Annotated in this window: 15 protein-coding genes; 8 read left to right on the top strand and 7 right to left on the bottom strand. The window is 67.1% G+C overall.

From position 1 onward, the window contains the following. Positions 1 to 161: 161 nt before the first annotated feature. The 4 genes from AB0L53_RS43530 to AB0L53_RS43515 all read left to right on the top strand — a co-directional run bounded on the left by AB0L53_RS43530 (position 162) and on the right by AB0L53_RS43515 (position 4,156). Entirely contained in the window at positions 162 to 1,250 is a 1,089-nt protein-coding gene (locus AB0L53_RS43530; RefSeq protein ID WP_364007736.1) for a catalase family protein, read from the top strand. Between the two features lie 51 nt (positions 1,251 to 1,301). Beyond that, complete coding sequence (locus tag AB0L53_RS43525; protein ID WP_364007733.1) at positions 1,302 to 2,684, top strand: Dyp-type peroxidase; 1,383 nt, start codon at positions 1,302 to 1,304, stop codon at positions 2,682 to 2,684. 105 nt (positions 2,685 to 2,789) lie between these two features. Further along, positions 2,790 to 3,269, top strand: coding sequence for a hypothetical protein (locus tag AB0L53_RS43520; RefSeq protein WP_364007730.1), 480 nt, complete (start codon positions 2,790 to 2,792; stop codon positions 3,267 to 3,269). A gap of 35 nt (positions 3,270 to 3,304) precedes the next feature. Continuing rightward, a complete protein-coding gene (locus AB0L53_RS43515; protein WP_364007739.1) occupies positions 3,305 to 4,156 on the top strand; it encodes an oxidoreductase in 852 nt (283 codons plus the stop codon). 413 nt (positions 4,157 to 4,569) lie between these two features. Here the strand turns inward: AB0L53_RS43515 and AB0L53_RS43510 are convergent, their stop codons facing one another. The 4 genes from AB0L53_RS43510 to AB0L53_RS43495 form a co-directional block, all read right to left on the bottom strand. Next, the gene (locus tag AB0L53_RS43510; RefSeq protein ID WP_364007727.1) at positions 4,570 to 5,415 is read right to left on the bottom strand and encodes a hypothetical protein; all 846 of its coding nucleotides are present in this window, start codon (positions 5,413 to 5,415) and stop codon (positions 4,570 to 4,572) included. Positions 5,416 to 5,475: 60 nt separating this feature from the next. After that, positions 5,476 to 6,513, bottom strand: a complete 1,038-nt coding sequence (locus AB0L53_RS43505; RefSeq protein WP_364007724.1) for a CU044_5270 family protein — start codon at positions 6,511 to 6,513, stop codon at positions 5,476 to 5,478. Then, positions 6,506 to 7,072 (bottom strand): RNA polymerase sigma factor, encoded by a 567-nt coding sequence (locus AB0L53_RS43500; protein ID WP_364007721.1) that lies wholly within the window; start codon positions 7,070 to 7,072, stop codon positions 6,506 to 6,508. Before AB0L53_RS43500 ends, AB0L53_RS43505 begins: the two co-directional genes overlap by 8 nt. A gap of 503 nt (positions 7,073 to 7,575) precedes the next feature. Then, positions 7,576 to 8,772 (bottom strand): beta-propeller fold lactonase family protein, encoded by a 1,197-nt coding sequence (locus AB0L53_RS43495; protein ID WP_364007718.1) that lies wholly within the window; start codon positions 8,770 to 8,772, stop codon positions 7,576 to 7,578. 607 nt (positions 8,773 to 9,379) lie between these two features. Here AB0L53_RS43495 and AB0L53_RS43490 point away from each other — a divergent pair. Next, complete coding sequence (locus AB0L53_RS43490) at positions 9,380 to 10,111, top strand: dienelactone hydrolase family protein (RefSeq protein ID WP_364007715.1); 732 nt, start codon at positions 9,380 to 9,382, stop codon at positions 10,109 to 10,111. Positions 10,112 to 10,235: 124 nt separating this feature from the next. On the opposite strand, the gene AB0L53_RS43485 is transcribed toward AB0L53_RS43490, so the two are convergent. Beyond that, positions 10,236 to 11,135: a M23 family metallopeptidase gene (locus AB0L53_RS43485; protein ID WP_364007712.1), complete on the bottom strand. Its 900-nt coding sequence runs from the start codon at positions 11,133 to 11,135 to the stop codon at positions 10,236 to 10,238. 291 nt (positions 11,136 to 11,426) lie between these two features. On the opposite strand from AB0L53_RS43485, the gene AB0L53_RS43480 reads away from it, so the two are divergent. Continuing rightward, positions 11,427 to 12,284, top strand: a complete 858-nt coding sequence (locus AB0L53_RS43480) for a DUF72 domain-containing protein (protein WP_364007709.1) — start codon at positions 11,427 to 11,429, stop codon at positions 12,282 to 12,284. A gap of 97 nt (positions 12,285 to 12,381) precedes the next feature. Here AB0L53_RS43480 and AB0L53_RS43475 read toward each other — a convergent pair whose 3' ends face one another. Continuing rightward, positions 12,382 to 12,636, bottom strand: coding sequence for a hypothetical protein (locus AB0L53_RS43475; protein ID WP_357938325.1), 255 nt, complete (start codon positions 12,634 to 12,636; stop codon positions 12,382 to 12,384). A 272-nt stretch (positions 12,637 to 12,908) separates the two neighbouring features. On the opposite strand from AB0L53_RS43475, the gene AB0L53_RS43470 reads away from it, so the two are divergent. Then, positions 12,909 to 13,637, top strand: a complete 729-nt coding sequence (locus AB0L53_RS43470; RefSeq protein ID WP_364007706.1) for a GNAT family N-acyltransferase — start codon at positions 12,909 to 12,911, stop codon at positions 13,635 to 13,637. Continuing rightward, positions 13,634 to 14,650, top strand: coding sequence for a lysophospholipid acyltransferase family protein (locus tag AB0L53_RS43465; RefSeq protein ID WP_364007703.1), 1,017 nt, complete (start codon positions 13,634 to 13,636; stop codon positions 14,648 to 14,650). Before AB0L53_RS43470 ends, AB0L53_RS43465 begins: the two co-directional genes overlap by 4 nt. Before the next feature lie 59 nt (positions 14,651 to 14,709). Here AB0L53_RS43465 and AB0L53_RS43460 read toward each other — a convergent pair whose 3' ends face one another. Continuing rightward, positions 14,710 to 15,591 (bottom strand): glycerophosphodiester phosphodiesterase family protein, encoded by an 882-nt coding sequence (locus AB0L53_RS43460; RefSeq protein ID WP_364007700.1) that lies wholly within the window; start codon positions 15,589 to 15,591, stop codon positions 14,710 to 14,712. Positions 15,592 to 15,830 lie beyond the last annotated feature (239 nt).

Genomic DNA, 15,830 nt, shown 5'->3' with positions numbered 1-15,830 from the left:
CATCCACCCACTCGATGCCCTCCGTGACGCCCTGGCCGGGAACCCCTGGATGCCACCGCAAAACGCCTGATCAATCACAGGCGTGAATGGATACGGCCCGCAGACCGCAGAAAGAAACGGTCGAGCTCATGTCATCACGGTTCGTTCCTTACTCGCCTGATGTGGAGACTATCGATCCCGACTTCGACAAGAAGTTGCAGACGGTGATCGGGAAGACCGAGCAGTACATCGCGGAATCGGTCACGGCCGAAGGCACGGGCCTGGCCGTTCGCGACGCACACGCCAAGGGGTATGGCCTGGTCAAAGGGGAGATCGAGATTCTCGACCGGCTCCCCGCCGAGTACGCGCAGGGCATTTACGCCACGCCGGGAAGGCATGGCGCGCTCGTGCGCTTCTCCAACGGCTCGCCGCATACGGGAGCCGACGCGCGGCTGGGGCGTGCGATCGGCCTGGCGCTGAAGGTGTTCGACATCGATGGCCCGACTCTGCTGGAAGACGAACCCGACTCCGGCACGTTCGACTACCTCCTGATCAACGCGCCGGTCTTCTTCTGCAACACCGTGGATCACTACTTGTTCATCCAGGAGTTGTTCCTCGATGCGCCGAAGTACTTCGCCGAGGGCGCGCCCGGTCGCCATCGCTTCTACCGCGAGTTCGTGACCGGGAAGGGGACGCTGGCCCAGGACGAGTGGGCGTGGGAGGAGTTCCTGGCATTCCTCAAAGTGCAGCAGCGGGCCATGGTGAACGTTCTGTTGTCGACGTACTGGACAATGGGCGCGGTACGGCACGGCGACTACATGGCCAAGGTGCGCCTCGCTCCTGACCCCGCCTTCGCTGCCGCGGTGGTCCATCGCAGCATCGATGTCACGGCGGCGGAGGAGATGTTCCGGCCGGCTCTGATAGCCGAGCTGAGGGACCGGCCTTACGCATTCGACCTCCAGGTTCAGCTCTGCGCCGACCTGGAGCTCATGCCGGTCAAGGATCTCACCGTCGAGTGGCCCGAGCAGTTGTCGCCGTTCGTCACGGTGGCCAAGCTCCGCTTCCCGCAGCAGGACATCTTCGATGAGGGGACGCTTATGAAGATGGACGCGCTGTCCTTCACTCCATGGCGGGTGCCGGCCGCGCACGCACCTCTTGGCGAGATCATGCGAGCACGCAAGGACGTCTACCGCCACTCCTCCCTCCAGCGGCACCGGCTCAACGGACAAGAGCGCCAAGAGCGGCGCAGTGCTGACGAGGTGCTGCCGTAGGAGACAGCGCTCAACGGCCTGACGTACTCCACGGATACACGAGGTGGTGCGATGACAGACAGCGACGGCAAGGCCCAGACCTTGGAGTTGGCGGACATCCAAGGCACCGTGCTGAGGCAGCGCCCGTGGCCCTATACGGGTGCCTACTTCCTGCTGCGCATCGACGATCCGGCGGACGGCCGGAAGATGTTGCGGCAGCTGGCGCCTCAAGTGGCCTCGGCCGACCGATGGTGGAACCCTCCCAGTCACGCGTGGTTCAGCGTCGCGCTGAGCCACGCAGGTCTGCGCGCCCTCGGCGTACCGCAGGCATCGCTGGACAGCTTCCCTCCCGAGTTCCGCCAGGGAATGGCTGCCCGCGCGGCAAGGCTCGGTGATGTCGCTGAGAGCAGTCCCGAGCACTGGGATCCGCCGCTGGGAACCACTGACGTCCACGTCGCGTTGTCGGTGTTCGCGCCGGACGATACGGCACTGCAGTCCGTGCTGGACGGAGCCCGCGAAACCCTGAACGGCTTGCCCGGAGTGTCGATGATCTACCGGTTGGTCGCGAGCCAACTGCCCACCAGGCGTACGCATCTGGGATTCGTGGACGGCATCGGCGAGCCCGACATCGAAGGCGCCGGGGTGGCCAGCATCCTCCGTGCGGGCGACGACCACTATGGCTACCTGCCGGGCTTCGGCCCGACCATCAGGGCCGGCGAGTTCCTTCTCGGCTACGCCAACGAGTCCGGGCAGGTCGGGCCGATGCCCCAACCGAACGTCCTCGGGCGCAACGGCACCTACGTCGCCTTCCGCAAGCTGCACATGCGAGTGGCCGCCTTCCGCCGATATCTGAAGGACAACGCCTCCTCGCCCGAAGAGGAGGAGTTTCTCGCGGCGAAGATGGTCGGTCGCTGGCGCAGCGGCGCACCCCTCGTACTGACTCCCGAACATGACGACCCGGCCCTCGCGGCGGACCCGCACCGAGCCAACGACTTCAACTACCAGCAGGAGGATCCCCGCGGCCTGCGCTGCCCACTCGGCTCCCACATCCGCCGCATGAACCCACGTGACGCCCTCTCGGACACGTTCGTCGACATCAAGATCCACCGAGCCCTGCGCCGAGGCACGACCTACGGTCCCATGCTCCCGGAAGGGCAACTGGAAGACGATGGGGTCGATCGCGGCATCGTGTTCATCTTCATGGGCGCCGACCTGGTACGGCAGTTCGAGTTCATCAAGACCCAGTGGGCCAATGACGGAGACTTCGTCGGTCTCGGCACCGAGAAGGACCCCGTCGTGGGGGACAACGATGCCACCGGGACCTTCACGATCCCCCAGCAGCCCATCCGCCGACGGCTGAAGGAGCTCCCACGCTTCGCGATAACCAAGGGGGGTGAATACCTGTTCATGCCCGGCATCCGGGCGCTGAACTGGCTCGCCGAACTCAACACATGAGCCACCGTTCATGGTTCAGGCACGAGCGCGCCGGCAACTGATGTCCAACATCAACGCCCGACAGCGCGGAGCAACGGCTGACTTGCCCAGAATAGGACGACCATCATGACCACGAACACCCAACAGCCTGGCCGCCCAGGCATAAAGGACGGCAGGACCAGCGAGTTCACCCTCTTCTTCAACGTCAAGCCCGGTCATGGACAACAGATCCGCGACATCTTCCAGCAGCCGGGATTCGAGGAAAAGAGAAAGGAGATGAGCGCGCGCATCGGCACCCTGCACGACGCGCGATGGGTGCTCTTCGACAATGACACCCGACTGTTGTTCGCCACGAACTTCGATGGCGACTGGGATGCGTATATCGACGACTTCGCCGCCCAGATTCCAGACGTCTTCGACGCCGTCCTCCAGCACACCGAGGACTATCCCGGCATCCACGATCCCAACATCAAGGACCTCATCGTCGCGCACCAGGAGACGGCATGCTCCTACTTCCGCACGATCCCGAACGCGACGGTGAAAGATCTGCAGAAGGCGATGCGTGTTCAGGAAGCCTTCCAGCGCCTCCTTGACGAAGCGAGCTGATCATCCGCGAGCCCTTAAAGTGGTCGATCGTGGCAATGAATCGATGGGCGCTGGGCGGCGACCTGGGCGTCGCGAGGATCGGTTACGGAGCGATGAAGCTGACCGGCTGGCCGCGAGGTGATCGGCCCAGCCGGGAGACGGCCCTGGCGATCCTGCGCCGGGCGGTGGAGCTCGGCGTGAATCACATCGACACCTCGCACTACTACGCGCGTGACGGAGTGGCGGCCAATGAGCTGATCCGGGAGGCGCTGTCTCCCTACCCGGCTGACCTGGTGATCGTGACCAAGGTGGGCGCGCTGGTCGAGGGCTCCGATGTCGCCTTGCCGGCGGCCGACATGACCGGCCTGACACCGGACGGCCTGCGCCGCGGCGTGGAGGCGAACCTGCGCTCGCTCGGGGTTGACCGCCTGGACGTGGTGAATCTGCGGATGGGTGACCGATCCCGCTCCCAGACGCCCCTGGCGCCGCCCTTGACAACGCTGCTCGCGCTGCGCGAGGAGGGCTTGATCCGCCACCTGGGCGTATCGAACGTCACCGCTGACGAGTTCGCCCAGGCCCGCGCGATCGCGCCCATCGCCTGCGTCCAGAACCTCTACAACCTGTCCAAGCGCGATGACGACCCACTGGTCGACGCCTGCGCGGACGCGGGCATCGCCTATGTCCCCTACTTCCCGGTCGGCGGGTTCCAGCCGATCAAGGCCGGGCATCTGGACGCCATCGCCGCCCGCCACGGTGTGACAGTGCCGCAGGTGGCCCTGGCCTGGCTGCTGGCCCGATCCCCGAACATCCTGGCGATCCCCGGCACCGGCTCACTGGCGCATCTGGAGGAGAACATCGCCGCCGGCACGCTGAAGCTGAGCGAAGAAGACCTCGCTCAACTGGGGTAGGCGCACGCGGCCCGGGTGAGCGCGCGCATCGCCCGGCGCGTTTGCTGCCGGACAAACCGTTCCGGACGTCAGAGTCGCCAGTAGACGGCGGTGGCGTCGTCGTGTGCCTTGCCGCGTGGCCAGCGGGCGCCGTGGGGGTCGGTGTGCTCGGCCTGAGACCACCCACCTCAGTGGCGAAGGCCAGGCTCACACTGGTCAGCTCTCCTCGTGTCGGTACAGCGGACTTGCCGACTCAGCCCGGCTAGGGGGTCGTATGGCGACGACGGCCGAGCCGACTTCGACCCTCTCCGAAAGATCATCCTATGCGGCCCCGAGCGTGACGACCTGCTCGCGTGCCACGAGCGGCACCCCTTCCGTTACCGTGGGTGCCGCTCGCTTGCCCCCGAACGACCCCGCTCACGTCCTCGCCCGAGTCAGAGCGCGAAGTCCACGGCGAACTCCTGGTACACCTGCTCCTTGGCCGCCCGAGCCCGGGGCGAGTAGGCGGCGTAGAAGGACTTGCCGCACTCCAGGTCGTTCAGCGCCGCCTTGATCTCCTTGGCCAGGTACGGCTTCGCCTCGTCCGGCTTCAGCACCGGCTTCAGGATCAGGGTGCGGCCCTTGGGCACCTTCGGCAGTGGGTCCTTCCAGGTCTTCTTGGCAACCTCCGTGGCTTGCTTCGTGTACTGCGACTCACCAAGCTCGGCCAAGGCCGAAGGCTTGGTCTGGTTGACGCCCAGGCACTTGGCGAACCGCTCGCCGAGCTGCGTGAGCCGCCTGTCCTTGTCGAGCGCGACGACGGACTTGTCCAGCGCCACGTCGAGCTTGATGAGGTAGTCGTTCCAGTACGAGGTGACGGTCATGCCCAGGTGCTGCTTGGCGGCCTTGGCGAAGCAGCCATCATCGGCGGTGCGCCACTTCTTCAGCTCGCCCTCCGGCATCGCCATCAGGTTCTTATTGTTCGGACTCTCTCCCGACACAGGGTTGACCACGGAGTCCTTCGGGAAGACGAGCTTGGACCAGACGCCAAACCCGTATTTGGCCCTGTACTCGTGCAGCGCCTTGTAGTCACCCGCGAGCCGCTCCCGCTCCCCGGCCTGCCACGTGCGCTTGATCACCGGCTCGGCCAGGTAGGTGAAGCCCTGCTCCCGCATGCAGGTGACCCGCGTCTGCTCGATGGCGGCCTTCTTCTCGTACACGGCCTCCGTATCTGGCGAGGTGAGACCGCCGAACGAACCGATGAGCAGGGTGGCCGCGACGGCCTTCGCTGCGATGAACATGGCAATGCTCCTTCATCTCTGTGGACATGCGAAACAGAACTTCCGGCCAAGAACGCCGGATCAGCAGGGGATCTTCATGCGGGACGCCTTCGGCGACACCTCGGGCAGCCCGGGGGCCAGATCGACGGCGAGCACGGCGGTGCCGCTCGTCGCGCCCGCCGGGGTGGGGAACTTGTGACCATTGGGCAGCCGCACTTCTCTGTCCCTGAGGTTGACCGTGCGCTCGCCCAGGTAGTGGTACGTCTGCCGGTCGAAGATCAGCTCGGATCGGGTGCCGTCGCCCTCGTCCATGGCGACGGCCAGGCCGGGGCGACCCGCCGCGTCCACCGCGTCGGGGATGAGGACGATGCCGTCGAGGCTGGCGGCGACCTGGTACAGCGCGGCGCTCAGGCTAGGCCGTACCACCGACTCCATGACCAGGACCTTGAGGGAGGACCAGACGCGCAGTGGGGCTTCGCCCTCCTTCGCTACGAGCTTCGCCCGGACCTGGGCCGGGTCCGTCGGCCAGACGCCCAGCCGGGCGTAGGCCGGTTCGCCGGGGCAGGCCGCCGGCTCGGACACGATGTCCTCGACCCCGTAGTCCCACTCCCGCCTCGGCACCGAGTCTGTGGCCGACAGTGCCTGCTCGCGGCTCAGCCAGGGTTTGCCTACATCGGCGGCCTCCCAGCGCTCCTCCCTGACCATGACCTTGGAGTACTTGATCCGTCCGGACTTGTCCGCGCTGTAATAGCCGCGCTGGGCCAGCATCTTGGTGTGGACGTACTGGCCGCGGGGCGGCACCATGTCAGGCTGGTCGGCGGCGGCCCGCGCGGCCAGGTTGAGCAGCGCCTTGGCGTCGGCAGGAGGCGCCGCGACCAGATACCCGGGGGTGCGCGGATCAGAGCCGCCCAGACCCACCTCGGTGACAAGGATGCCGGCGGTGAGCGTCACCGCCATCGCGCCGACCAGCGCGACGCGCCGGACCGGCAGCACGGTACGCCACCTGCGGCGCGGACGGTCGAACCGGGACACCAGGGCGGCACGCGAGCCCGCCAGTTCGCGCTCGGTCGCCTCGGGCACCTCGGCCCACAACCGGCCGAGCTGTTCCATCTCATCCATGATCTGCTCCCTCCAGCGCCTGGCGAACCTTCTTGCGCGCCCGGTTGAGCCGGGATCGCACGGTCCCGACCGGAACGTCCAGCGCCTCGGCCACCTCCTCGTACGTCAGCTCCGCCCACGCCACCAGCAGCAGCGCGTTCCGGTCCCCGGTGCGTAACCCGGCCAGCGCCGCCATCAGCGGCCGGTTGACCGCGAGCGTGCCCACTCCGTCCTCCACCGGACCGCCGGTGATCTCCGCCGGGTCCACCCCGCCCCGCACGTACGCCCGATAGCGGGCCACCTCGCGCCGCCGCCGTTTGCCGATCACGTTCGAGGCGATGCCGTACAACCAGGGCCGGGCGCTGACCTGGCCGTACTGGTAGCGGTCCCGATGTTCGAACGCCGCCAGGAAGGTCTCGGACACCACGTCCTCGGCCGAGTCGTGACCGAGCCTGCGAGCCGCGAAGCGGTGCAGGGCGGGCGCGTGCCGGTCGAACACCATGGCGAACGCCTCCGGCTCCCGCAACGATCGGCGGATCAGATCGGTGTCGGCGGCCTCGGCTATCGCCGGTTCGGCCATGAACTGGTCAGCTCCTTCGCGTGGTGCCTCGTGCGGCAACGGGCAGATTCGCATGTACTTACCGCTGCTCCGCCGAAGAGTTCACGCCGGCCCGATGTTTCTTCGCTCCCGTTGAAAGGGCCTCCTGGGCGCCAGGCTTCGCCTGCACACCCCTGACCGGTGTCGAGCAGGATGGTCGAGCTGCCTATCCGAGGCACAGGAACTGTCGGCGGCACGAAAATGTGGGGACCTAAAACTGGCCACCAGGGGTGACCTCACTGCGGCAATTTCTGCATGGCCATTCCTCGGGCCGTCTGCGGGTGGCTGGCTCGTATCCGAAGCGGCAGACTACGCACGAGCAGCCGGTTTCTTCACCGGGGTTGTAGCGAGGAAGGCGGGGCGCATAACAGCATCAGACCTCCCGGTGTAGCAGGCCTTTTACGCCGCTGTTGTCACCGGAAGGTCACTATGCGTTGTGTGAATGTCGGGCGTACCCGCGAAGGGCACTGGGTCCAGGCCGCTCGTTACTGCGGAGTGGTGGGCGCGGGTCCCGGGCGTACGGCGATGGACTGGCTCAGCGGACGCTCCCCACCCGTGAGGAACGGCGATCCCGTGGCCTCCTTCAGCGTGCCGCCGGATCCGATCTGGAACGCGGCCAGCTGGTTCGTGTCCCGGATGGCGGCGAAGACGTCCCGGCCGTCCGGCGTGATCGCGACCGCCGCCACCTCGGCGTGGTCAGGGGTGTGGACGGGGGAGTCGGCGGTCGGCTTGAGCGAGCCGTCCGTGAGGATCGTGAAGCCGAGCAGGCCGCCGGGAGCCGTGTCGACGTCGGGGTCGTTGCTGGCGACATACAGGTGCTGACCGTCTGGCGTGACCTTGAGACCGACCGGGCCGGTGGGCGCGGGGAACGGCGATCCGGGCACGGGCGTCAGCGCGCCGTCCGCGCCGCGCCGGAATCCCCACACGTTCTGCCCGACCAACGAGGTCACGTACACCAGGCCGCCGTCCGGGCTGATCGCGATCCCGAAGTTGGCCTGCCCGACCTTCGCCACGTCCTGCGCGGGTCCGAGTGTGCCGTCGAAGCGCACGTCGAATCTGGTGATGACTCGTGGCGGGCTGTCGGCGGTCTCGTCCACATCGGCGTACGAGAGGTAGAGGAAGCGCCCGTCGGGGGACAGCACCGTCTGCTTGGGGTTGTCGGAGGTGGCGCGGAAGTCGCCGAGCTTGCTGGGCCTGCCATCGAGACCGATCCGGTACGCCGAGATCGTCCTGTCGGCGGTGTTGGTCACGTACAGGGTGCGCCCGTTCGGGGAGACGGTCGCCCCCCACGGCTCGTCGCCGGTCTGGACGATCTGCGGATCCGGCTGGAGCGCGCCCTGCGCCCCCACGCGGAACACTGAGAGCGTGTCGGAGTCGCTGTTGACGACGTACGCGGTGGCCCCGTTGGGGGTGAGGGCGATGCCCCGGGGGAACTCGCCGAGGGTGGACACGGGTTTCCCAAGCGGTCTGAGGACCGCCCCTGGGCCGATCGCCAGGGAGGAAACATCGCCGGAGCGGGCGTTCGTGACGTAGACGACGCCGCCTGCCGGCGGCAGGACCGGTCCCGGGGTGGCCTGGGCCAGGGCGGGAGAGGAGACGGCGAGCAGCGCGGCCGCGGCCAGGACGGCACCGGCCGCTCGCGTGGACGACCAGATGGACAGGGATGACTTCTTGTACTTCATGGATTTCCCCGTGGTTCGACAGATGGGCCTACTCCTGATGGGCGTGCCATCCCGTTCCATCTGTCTCTGAGGGCTCCATGTCCGCCTCTACGCGGTCTGGTTCCCATGCAGGCGCCGTCGTTCCCACCATGCCCAATTGGAGTCGGGGGACGTAGGCGGAGTTGGTGAGGTTCGACGGAGGTAATACTGGTCGACGGGGAAGGCCGCCGCTATCGCACCCGGCCGTATCCGGGTGTGCTCAAGGGCGATCACCGCCGCCATGGGGCGACGGCCGAGCCCGGGAACATGATGGATCAGAGCTCTGTGGGTTCCGCACGCCGATCCTCGCGTACGGACCTCAGAAGGGCGCCTACGCGGCATGGCCCTTTCTGGTCGATGTCATGCGCTTGATGATCGCACACCGATGTGCCGGCCGTTACGGGTGACGGCGTATCGCTCTCCACGCTGAGGAGGGCCGGCGGACGTCAGGCGGAAGAGGGGGATCATGACGGGATACGTGCGGTGGTAGGACATGCGTACCGAGCGCATCGAACGCGCCGGTGGCGACGGAGTCCTCAACGTACGCACCGGCGACTCCATTGTGGCGCTCTCCAAGGAGTGAGTACTGATGAGACAACACGTGCGCATTCCGTTGCCCGACGGCGACTCACTGGCGGCGATGGTGGCACTGCCGGAGGGGGCCGCGCCCGTGGCCGGCTGGCCGGGGGTGGTGGTCGTGCACGAAATCTACGGCGTCGAACCGGACATGCTTGATGTGATGGATCTGTTCGCCGAGCGTGGGTACGTGGCGGTCCTGCCTGATCTGTACAGCCACGGGACCAGGATCGCGTGCCTGGCGCGGGCTATGCATCAGCTCGCGACCGGTAAGCCGGGTCGGCCGACGGCCGACATTGACGCGACCCGGCGGTGGCTGGCCGGTCGTGAAGACGTCAACGGTGGTCGGCTGGGTGTGATCGGGTTCTGCATGGGGGGCGGGTTCGCTCTGGCGTATGCGGCGGGCGCGCCGCCCGGTGTGCGGGCCGCATCGGTGAATTATGGGGCGGTTCCCCGGCATCAGGAGGAGCTGCGGTCGGTGTGTCCGGTCGTGGGGTCCTACGGGGGCCGCGACCAAGGGTTTCGGTCGCACGGCAGGCGGCTGCAGGAGCATATGGCGGCGCTCGGCATCGAGCACGACGTCGAGATCTATCCGGCTGCCGGGCATTCCTTCATGACCGACGGCCATCATCCCATCGCGAAACTCGCGCTGTTTCCGTTGCGTCATGGTCTTGTCCGCTCAGCGGCGGACGACGCGTGGCAGCGTACGTTCGGCTTCTTCGACCAACACGTGACTGGCGAATAGCTCGAAATCGCTAAAGAGGAGAAGCGCCCGGTCCCGTCAGTAACACCATTTGAGGTCGAAGGCCACCACCCATGAGTGGGTAGTGGCCTTCGATGTCGTGCTTCTTTATCGCACTGTTCTTAGGCTAATCGCAGTGCTCGAAGCCACTGGTGTACGTGCTGCTGCCGACCGAGCCGCCCCACTTGACGCACTTTCCGGGCGCGCTGCGCTTGACCGGGCCCGCGTAATAGTCGTAGCTGCCCGAGTCGGTCGTCCGGTTTTCCCCTTCCGGTTCCAGGAAGGCCGACACCGCCGACGCGGTGCCGAGGCTCGTCGTCTTCAACGTCGCGACGCAGTTGTAGCCGTTACCCGAGTTGTAGAGCAGGTAGGTGCGACCGCCGGTGAGGGCGGCGGAGTCGATGACGGAGTAGCCGCTGCCGCAGACTTCTTCGGCGGTGTAGGGGTTGCCACCGCAGGCGTTGGTGCTCGTGACGGCCTTCTTCTGGCCCAAGGACACGGTCACGCCGTCCACGGTCGGGCTGGTGTCCATCGCGCCGCTGGAGGTTCGCTGTTCGTAGTGCAGGTGGGGAGCGTTGGCGCCGCCCGTCGAGCCGACGGTCCCGATCGCGGTGCCCTGGCTGACGGTCATGGAGCTGCCGGCCGACTTCACCTGGGTCGCGAGGTGGGCATACCGGGTTCTGGTGCCGTCACTGTGCTGGATCTCTATCCACTTGCCATAACTCGTGCTTCCCGCGTCGTAGAAGTACGCGGTGCCCGCAGCGGTGGCGCGTACGGTCTCACCGTTGATGTCATCGCCGCCGTAGTCCTGCCAGTCGATGGAACCCGATGGGTTGTGGGTGGGGGTCCAGTTGTTGGCGTAGAAGGTCTTCCCACAGTTGAACGGGCTCTTGTGGGACACGGCCATGACGCTGCTGTCCTGCGCTGAGGCGGCTTGGGGAACCAGCGCCGTCGCGAGAGTGAGCGTCAGGGCGGTGATCGTGGTTCTGAGGGTCTTGGGCCAGGTCGGCTTGCCAGTTGTGGGCATGCTTGCCTCTCTGAACGAGTCGTATGGGGGGATACGGTTAGGCGCCCAGGTCCTGATGTCGGTGAGCCTCGTGGTGACAGAGCTGCGTCGGGAGGGTCGATCATGAAGATAACTCTGAAAGTTCTTTTCATCAATCTCTGCGACATGAAATTTCGCGGCTGTTCCACTTATGGTCGTGCGTTCAACTAGGACGCGACCTGTGAGCGGCCTTCGTGCGAGAGCGGTGAGTCGAACCCCGGGAGACGACGGCACCTCCGGCGTGCGCGTCGCGCGACCGGTAGCGTCGAGGCCATGCGGCTTCATGTGGGATGCGCGATGTGGACGCACGTGCCCTGGCAGGGACGCTTCCTGCCTCATCCGCTTCCTCCCGGCGAACGCCTGCGGGCCTATGCCACCTGGTGCAATGCGGTGGAGGGCAACACGACGTTCTACGCGACACCGGCGCGCAACGCCGTGGAGTCATGGGCCCGGCAGACCGACCCCGACTTCCGCTTCGTGGTCAAGCTGCCCAAGTCGATCACGCACGAGCGCCGCCTTACCGGCCCAGGCGTCGACGAGGAGTTGCGCGCGTTTCTGTCGGCGATCGAGCCGCTCGAATCGCGGACCCACGCCCTCTGGGTCCAATTGCCGGGGTCATTCGCGCCCACCGATCTCGGCACCCTGGCGGGTTTTCTCCGTGGCCTGCCTCCTTCGTACAGATATGCCGTCGAAGTGCGTCACCGGGCGTTCTTCGACGACGCGCGGTCAGAACGGCTGCTCGAAGGTGTGCTCGCCCGCGCCGGTGCCGAATGGGTCCCGTTCGACACCTCCACCCTTTTCCAGAGCCCTCCGACCAGCGACGCCGAACGAGACGCGTGGACGAAGAAGCCGCGCGTGCCGCGCCGGTCGACGGCTCTCACCGAACGTCCGATCGTGCGTTACCTCGGCCGGGATGCCACGGAACGTACGGTCGAGGGCTGGCAGGCGTGGGTCGCCACGGTCGCCGAATGGCTGCGGGAAGGCCGCTCGCCGACGGTGTTCGTCCACACCCCCGACAACGCCGACGCCCTGACTCTCGCCCGCCGGTTTCACGACGAGGTACGGGCCCGGGTGCCCGAGGTCGAGCCGCTGCCCGAGCCCATGCCGAGCGAGCCGCTGACCCTGTTCTGAGCGAAGACCACGACCTCCGGCACCAAGGGCGCGAACGCCGTACCGGCCATCAACGCGTACGTGAAGTCGCGCGGCTGCAGGGGCCACGCGCCCTGCCCTATATGGATTTCACCCACGAACGAGCCTTGGCCATGGGCATCGCCAGCTCGTCCTGCACGAGCCGTACGGCTTCGTCCTCGTCGCCGCGCACCTTGAGCTGGCGCACGCGACCAGTGATGTCCATGGCCCTCATCGGGTCTGTGTACTTGTGTATGCGCCGCTGCCGCATGACCTTGACCAGCTGCATGACCCAATAGATGAGGAAGCTGAGAAAGAGTCCGGCGAAGATGAGAGAAATCACCGTTTCTAGCACGGATTGATCTTAGGATGCGGCTGCCGCCTCCCACGGAGTCCACACGGGGGATTCGCCCAGCTCGCACGTAAGCTTTGCCTTTTGACGGGGCAGCACAGCGGGCGGCCGACCTGCCGATTCCCCGCTCTCGACCGCCGGAGTCCTGACCCCTCGACCGTGGTCGTCTACGAGGTTCACCACGCGGACGCCTCGCTGCCCCCGATGGGAGACGCATCCGTCATTTCGGCATGTCGACATGGTCGCGAGACGCTTTCAGGGAAGGACGCCCGCCCATGACGATCTCTCTCACCGGCCGCCCCACAACCGGCCGCTACACAGTCGGCATGGCCATGAGCGCTGCCGACGTACAGGCCGCGCAACGGCTTCGCCACGAGGTCTTCGTCGAGGAGATGGGGGCGCGGCTCGACAGCCCGATCTCCGGTCTCGACGCGGACAGGTTCGACGCGTACTGCGACCACCTCCTGGTCCGCTACGACGACAAAGTGGTCGGCACCTACCGGTTGCTCCCTCCGGGACGTACGGACCGGCTGTACTCCGACGCCGAATTCGATCTCCGCAACCTGGCCGTCCTCAGGCGGGACCTGGTCGAAGCGGGCCGCACCTGCGTACATCCCGATCACCGCGCCGGCACGGTGGTCGGCCTGATGTGGGCGGGCATCGCGCGCTACATGGTGAACGGCGGCCACAAGTGGCTGGCGGGTTGCTGCTCGGTACCCCTCGACGACGAGGGCGCGGTCGCGGCCGGTGTCGTCGAGCGGGTGCCGCTGGGCCCGGCGGAGTACCGCGTAACGCCGCGGGACCCGTGGCGGATCAAGGGCGCCGCCCGTTCCGACCAGTTCGTACCGCCTGCGCTGCTCCGCGGCTACCTGCGGCTGGGCTCCTGGGTATGCGGGGCGCCCGCGCATGACCGTGACTTCGGTACCGCCGACTTCTTCGTCCTGCTCGCGATGGCCAACGTCAACGCCCGCTACTTGCGGCACTTCCTGGGAGAACCACAATGACCGTCACCGCGGTCGGTCCGGTGGAGATCAACCCCTGGCTCCGCATGGGCCCATGCACTCCCGACGCCTGTGTGGAGCCCCCCGCCGTGCTCGCCGGTCCCCTCCACCGCGTGGCACGGCTCCTCGCGGCCGTCCTCGTGCTGCTCGCGGGCCTCTCGATCGCCCTGGCGACTCGCCGAGCCGGTACGGCCTGGCGGGCGGAGATCACGAAGACGTGGGCGCGGCTGCTGCTGCGCGCCCTCGGCATCAGAGTCAGAACCACGGCCGGTGTCGCCTTCTTCAACGAGCCGCAGCCCGCACCAAGCGCGCCGACCGTCCCGGGACAGGGAGGCGCGCTTCTCGTGGCCAACCATGTCTCCTGGCTCGACCCACTGGTCATGGCGGCCACGGTGCCGTCACGGCCGCTGGCGAAGCGGGAGATCGGCGAATGGCCGCTCATCCGTACGCTGGCCGCGGGCTCGGGCGTCCTGTTCATCGACAGGGAACGGCTCTCCGCCCTGCCATCGGCCGTCGCCACGGTCGCGAACGCCCTCAGAGCGGGCGACACCGTGATCGCGTTCCCCGAGGGCACGACGTGGTGCGGGCGTGGGATGGGGGAGTTCCGGCCGGCCGTGTTCCAGGCGGCGATCGACGCGGGCGCCGCCGTACGCCCGGCCACACTGCGCTACCGCGAAGGAGACTCGACGTCGACCCGCGGTTGCTTTGTCGGAGACGACTCGCTTCTCGCCTCCCTCCTGCGGGTGACCGCGACCCGCCACCTGGTCGCCGAGGTCACCCTCTTCGCTCCCGTACGGCTCGCGCCCACCGGGCAGCGGCGGCACGAGGCGCGCGCCACGCTGGCCAGGATCGCCGAGGCCCAGGTACGCGCCGGCGTCGTCGAGCAGCACGAGAAAGTCGTGACGCAGCACAAGGAAGCCATAGAGCAGCACGAGGAACGCGCAGAGCGGCAGGAGGAACGCGCCGACGCGTGCGTTCCTGGGCGGCGCCGTGAGATGGCGCCACTATCGCCATGAAGTGGGCACCGACCCCAGCGTTGCCCGTCGTCGCAGGACGACGGGCAACCAGGGGCGTCCTATCGAGCCAGAGACATGAGCGTGTCCGGCTTGTTGGTGATGATGCCGTCCACTTCATAGCCGATCAGCCGGCGCATGACGTCGGGGTCGTCCACCGTCCAGGCGAAGACCGCCATCCCCAGGCTGTGGACGCGCCGCACGTACTGCTCGGTGATGTTGCCGTACGGCGGGTTGATATGGGTGGCGTACGCCGCCACCTTCGGCAGGTCCGCCATGGCCGGCGTGCCGAGCAGGCCGATGGGAACCTGAGGCATGGCGCGGTGGAACGTACGCATCGAGGCCCAGCTGAACGACTGCACGACCAGCCGACCGGAGCTCAGCCATGAGGCGTTCTTCCGCAGTTCGTCCTTCCGCAGTTCGTCCTTCCGCAGTTCGTCGGCGACGCGCTTCTCGATGCCCGGGTAGAGCTCCGGTGCCTTGATCTCCAGGAGCAGACTGAGGCCGCTGCCGTCCATCTCGCTCAGGGTCTCTTCGAGGGTCGGTACGGGCTCGCCGTCGTACTTGGCGGCGAACCACGAGCCCGCGTCCAGCCGCTTGATCTCCGCGAGCGTGAAGTCGCCGACCCGCCAGGGCGCCCGGTCGGGGAAGATCTTCTCGACGTCCGTGGTGCGGGACAGTGTCGTGTCGTGCATCAGGATGAGCTTGTGGTCCTTGGTCTCCTGCACGTCGAGCTCGAACGCGTCGGCGCCCAGCTTGTCGGCCAGCTGGAACGCGGTGATGGTGTTCTCGGGTGCGTCCGCGGAGGCTCCGCGATGCGCGACGACCGTGATCTGGGGGGCTTCGAAGTAGATCGCCGATGACGGGGTGGCGGTCGCTGTGGGGGCTACGGTGGCGAGGGCGGCGAGGGACGTGGCGATGATGGCTCCGAGTCGGGGGAACATGGGGGCTCCTCTGGCTTGGGAAGGCAGCCGACAAACCGAACTTGACAACCACGTGTGACGCGGAGTTGAGGGGAGAGCAACCCGCTGATGCCAGGCAGATGAGCATTGAGGGCACCGGCTGTCCGGTCAGCCGCCCCCGCCCACGACGCGTTCCTGACGCTCCACTGATTGCCCTATGTCATCGGTCGAGCACGTGTCGTAACGAAGCGTTCCCCATTCAACGGCCCGCCACGCGCGGC

Source organism: Nonomuraea sp. NPDC052129, assembly GCF_040680095.1.
Lineage (GTDB): Bacteria > Actinomycetota > Actinomycetes > Streptosporangiales > Streptosporangiaceae > Nonomuraea.
This window is presented reverse-complemented; position numbering and strand designations above follow the sequence as displayed.

Bases quoted from the DNA above. Each gene is read 5' to 3' on its own strand.
- AB0L53_RS43525 (WP_364007733.1), top strand. From the start codon at position 1,302: ATGACAGACAGCGACGGCAAGGCCCAGACCTTGGAGTTGGCGGACATC.
- AB0L53_RS43520 (WP_364007730.1), top strand. From the start codon at position 2,790: ATGACCACGAACACCCAACAGCCTGGCCGCCCAGGCATAAAGGACGGC.
- AB0L53_RS43515 (WP_364007739.1), top strand. From the start codon at position 3,305: ATGAATCGATGGGCGCTGGGCGGCGACCTGGGCGTCGCGAGGATCGGT.
- AB0L53_RS43510 (WP_364007727.1), bottom strand. From the start codon at position 5,415: ATGTTCATCGCAGCGAAGGCCGTCGCGGCCACCCTGCTCATCGGTTCG.
- AB0L53_RS43505 (WP_364007724.1), bottom strand. From the start codon at position 6,513: ATGGATGAGATGGAACAGCTCGGCCGGTTGTGGGCCGAGGTGCCCGAG.
- AB0L53_RS43500 (WP_364007721.1), bottom strand. From the start codon at position 7,072: ATGGCCGAACCGGCGATAGCCGAGGCCGCCGACACCGATCTGATCCGC.
- AB0L53_RS43495 (WP_364007718.1), bottom strand. From the start codon at position 8,772: ATGAAGTACAAGAAGTCATCCCTGTCCATCTGGTCGTCCACGCGAGCG.
- AB0L53_RS43490 (WP_364007715.1), top strand. From the start codon at position 9,380: ATGAGACAACACGTGCGCATTCCGTTGCCCGACGGCGACTCACTGGCG.
- AB0L53_RS43485 (WP_364007712.1), bottom strand. From the start codon at position 11,135: ATGCCCACAACTGGCAAGCCGACCTGGCCCAAGACCCTCAGAACCACG.
- AB0L53_RS43480 (WP_364007709.1), top strand. From the start codon at position 11,427: ATGCGGCTTCATGTGGGATGCGCGATGTGGACGCACGTGCCCTGGCAG.
- AB0L53_RS43470 (WP_364007706.1), top strand. From the start codon at position 12,909: ATGACGATCTCTCTCACCGGCCGCCCCACAACCGGCCGCTACACAGTC.
- AB0L53_RS43465 (WP_364007703.1), top strand. From the start codon at position 13,634: ATGACCGTCACCGCGGTCGGTCCGGTGGAGATCAACCCCTGGCTCCGC.
- AB0L53_RS43460 (WP_364007700.1), bottom strand. From the start codon at position 15,591: ATGTTCCCCCGACTCGGAGCCATCATCGCCACGTCCCTCGCCGCCCTC.